Here is a 3849-nt window from a genome sequence, read left to right on the forward strand (position 1 = left end):
GGCTGATGCCAAAGGGCTCCAGCTTCTTGGGGTGGAGCTTGTCCATGTAGAAGGGCCCTTCCGCCTTCTTGCCCACGATGTCGTAGGTGCTGTGGCGCACAGACCCCCCATGGTGGTCGTAGTTGCCGATCAGGGCGTTCAAGACCATCCAGGCGAAAGCGTTGTAGAAGCCGTTGGTGTGTTGGCTAACGCCACGGTGGATATCCACCACCGCCTTCTTGCCATGGCGGGTGAACTCGTGGGCCAGCCAGACGATGTCCTCCGGCGTGACGCCCGCCAGGCTTGCCCACTCCTCCAGGCTTCGGCTGAAGGCCTCCTCCCGGATAAGCTGGAGGGCGCTTTTCACCCGGATGCCGTTAAGGATGGTGTCCACGAAGAGGTCCCCGAAGACGGGCTGGTCCTCGCTCTGCGGGTCTACCGGGGCGGGTTTGCCCTGCACCAGGGCCACGGGGTGGTCAAAGACCACCTCCTTGCCGTCCAGGATGCGGACCTCCGGAGCCATCCCCAGGTGGCTCATGCGCAGGAGCTTGGCGGGGAAACCTTTCTCATCTATCTCCACCAGCCAGGTGGCGTTGGTCCAGCTGGGCTCGCCGAGGGCCTTGGCCGCCCCCTTGTTGGCCGCAGAGAGGAAGCGGGCATCAAACCGCCCCTTCTCAAACATCCAACGCATCATGCCAAAGGCCACGGCGGCGTCGTAGCCCGCCTTGGTGGGAATCCACTTGACGGCGTGGGCCACCCCCTTCTGGGCTCGAGGGTCCAGCACCACATACCTTAGCTTTCCTGTGGCCGCTCCCTGGGTGACCTTCATTACCCTCAGGGGTGGGCCATAGTTCCCCTCAAAGATATTGGCCCCCACGAAGATCACAAACTCCGCTCCCGTGAGATCCGCCTGCCAGTAGAACTTCTCCCCCCCTGTCCAGGTGTACGCCCCCTTCTTCTCGTCGTAGGCCAGCTGGTAGCTCATGGCCTTACCCGTGAAGTAGAGGGAGCCCTGGCAGATGGTGGTATGCCCGTGGAAGTTCACCGAACCCAGGCTGTTCTGGAAGAACCACTTGAAGAACTCGTTGCGCCCAGCTTTAAGGCGGCCATAGGCAAAGACCGCCTGGTTGTTCTTGGGCCCGAGGTCGGGGTGGTCGGGGTCAATGAGGGTGTGCAGGTGGTCCTTAAACTCCTCCTTAAAGCGCTCCACCAAAGCTTTTTTCTTATCCGGGTCCTTCTCCTGCCAGATCTCCTCCACCCGGGCCTTCATGGCCTTCATCACCTCCGGGTCCCTAAGGGCCCAGACCTCCTTCAGGCCCGGGTAGTCCCGCTCGTCCCCGAGCTCGGCGAAGAGCTTACCCCCCTCGGCGATCTCCTTCACCGCCTGGGCAAAGGGGATCTCCTTCCACTTGCCGCTACCCCTGGGGCCAGCCCGCTTCAAGACCTTGCGGATGCGGTAGGGATCGTACACGGTCTGCAAGCCCGTCTGCCCTTTGGGGCAAATCCCCCCATCCACCTTGGCCGCCCTTTCCAAGGGCGTCTCCAGGGGAAGGTGGGGATAGAGGGTCCAGGGAGCATAAGGGCTTCCGTCAATCTTGGCCGCCACCCCCTCGTAGAGCTTGACCTTAATGGGGCAACCGGTGTTGCACTGCAAACAGACGGAGTAGATCTGGTTCTCGGGATCGTTCAAGGGGTAGAAACCGGGAGCCCTCTGGGCCGCTGCCTCGGCCTGGGAAAGAAGCTCCGTGGCCTTCTCGCCCAAAAGGACCCCGCTTCCGGAAAGCACCCCCAGCTTCAAGAGTTCCCGCCTGGAAAGCATCACGCCACCTCCTTGAGAAGCCTGCCCTCAATCACGGGCAGGATGCGCACCAGCACATAGGTCACGGTAAAGCCCAGGACCACGGAAAAGACCACCACGCTCCACTCAAACCACGTGGGAAAGTAGACAAAGGTGAGGCGGTGGTCATGGTAGGCATGCACCAAGCCCTCCAGCTTGGGGTGGACCAGGCTGGGAATCACCAGGTTGAGGCGGATGGCCAAGAAGGTAACCGCCACCAGGAAGCTGGCAAGGCCGATGGCGCCAATCCGGCCCCGGAGTCCGAAGGCCAGCAGCAGAAGGAGGGGAACCACCACCCCCAGGAGGATATGGAACACCCAGTACACGTACCAGAAAGGCCCAAAGAGGGTGTGCCAGAGGGCCTGGAACTCGGAACCCACCCCATACCACATGGGGATGGAGTACTCCGCCCACTCCAGGAGGAGGTCAAAGAGGATGAGCCCCAACACCACCCGGCCCAGAAGCAGGCTTATCTCCCGCCAACGTTCGTCCTTCCTGGGCCAGAAGAAGACGTACACCGCGGTCATCAAGGCCCCACCCGAGAGGAGGGCCCCCGTGAGGAAGAGGATGGGGTAGATGGGGCTGTGCCAGAGGTCCTGGGCCAGCACCGTGGCAAAAAGCGCCCCCGCCCCCCCGCGAAAGGCAATAACCAAGGGCACGCCCATGGTTCCCAAAACCCTGAGAATCCCCTCATCCCGGTGGATCTCTTCTTCGGTGAAGGGGGTCTTCCGGCCCCTTGTGAGCAGGCGGGCTAAAAAGCCCGTAACTCCCCGGCGATCCGCATAGCGGGGCAGGTGCCGCCTCAGGGCAAAGTAAAGCTCCGAAAGAAGAAGGAGGCCATAGGCGGTGTACAGCCACACCATCCAAGCCATCATGGAGCGGAAGTTGGGCCTCAGGTAGACGTAGTAAAAGCGTTCCAAATGCCCCAGGTCAAACCAGATGGTGATGAGGGCCATGAGCAGGCTGGCCAAGGCCACCACCAGGGCCAGGGGGGCGATGGGCTCCAACTTGCGCACCCCAAAGACATAGACCAAGGCGGAAAGCAAAAAGGCCCCCGCCGAAAGGCCGATAAAGTAGATGTACGCGGCCACCCATAGGCCCCAAGGCACATAGCTGCCATACGCCGCCAGCTGGTGGCCGGTGGCGAAACGCAGAATGAACCCCGCAAGGCCTATGGCCGCCAGAACCCCGTATAGGATCCAACCCCAAGCGCGCATCCTCATCCTCGTTTACCTCCTTTACCCCTAGACCAGGTAGTAGACCCTGGGCTCCGTGCCTAGCTCCTCCTTAAGCCGCATGGCATTGGGCTGATGGATGAGCTGGAAAACCAGGCTTTCCGGATCGGAAGCATCCCCGAAGAAGGTGGCCCGGCCGATGCAGGTGGTCACGCACTGGGGCAAAAGCCCATGCTCTATCCGGTGCAGGCAGAAGCTGCACTTCCGGGCATTGCCCACGGGGCTATGGGGGATTACCGCCTCCTTGCGCACGTGCACCTCCCCCCACTCAAAGGTGGGGAGCTCCTCGTAGGGCATATGCCCTTGGCCGGGGGTATCCTGCGTCCAGTTTTCCCCAAAGTCAAAGGTGCGGGCCTGATAGGGACAGGACACCAAGCAGTAGCGGCAACCGATGCAGGCGTCGTAGTCGATCTCCACGATGCCGTCAGCCCGCTTCCAGGTGGCCCCCACCGGGCATACCGGTACGCAGGGAGGGTTATCGCACTGCATGCAGGGCCGGGGCAGGAACCGCCAGCTCACCTCGGGATATTTCCCGATCTGCTCCTCAATCACCGGACGGTAGACCACGCCAGGGGGTAGCCTGTTCTCCACCGCACAGGAGACCGTGCAGGCGTGGCAGCCCACGCACTTGCGGGTATCGATCACCATCACCCACTTGGTGTCCGTGGTCTTGCAACAGGAAGGGGACGAGATCAGCCTGGTGGTGGAGGACGACGGCCAAGGCTTTCCTCCCCAGGCCCAGCCCGGCCTGGGAATCCTGGGCATGCGGGAAAGGATCGAACTCTTAGGGGGCCGGTT

The 3849-nt window shown here is 62.1% G+C and carries 3 protein-coding genes; all 3 read right to left on the bottom strand.

Annotated features, from left to right (window positions below; genetic code table 11):
- A partial coding sequence (locus Q0693_RS00855; RefSeq protein WP_298628397.1) for a molybdopterin-dependent oxidoreductase occupies window positions 1-1798 on the bottom strand: 1798 nt, incomplete at its 3' end.
- Window positions 1798-3033 carry an NrfD/PsrC family molybdoenzyme membrane anchor subunit gene (gene nrfD, locus Q0693_RS00860; RefSeq protein ID WP_298628400.1) on the bottom strand — a complete coding sequence of 412 codons (1236 nt, stop codon included), beginning with the start codon at window positions 3031-3033 and terminating at the stop codon, window positions 1798-1800. The genes nrfD and Q0693_RS00855, both read right to left, overlap by 1 nt.
- A gap of 27 nt (window positions 3034-3060) precedes the next feature.
- Complete coding sequence (locus Q0693_RS00865) at window positions 3061-3699, bottom strand: 4Fe-4S dicluster domain-containing protein (RefSeq protein ID WP_298628403.1); 639 nt, start codon at window positions 3697-3699, stop codon at window positions 3061-3063.
- Window positions 3700-3849 lie beyond the last annotated feature (150 nt).

It is taken from the genome of uncultured Thermus sp., from assembly GCF_938010445.1.
GTDB lineage: Bacteria > Deinococcota > Deinococci > Deinococcales > Thermaceae > Thermus > Thermus altitudinis.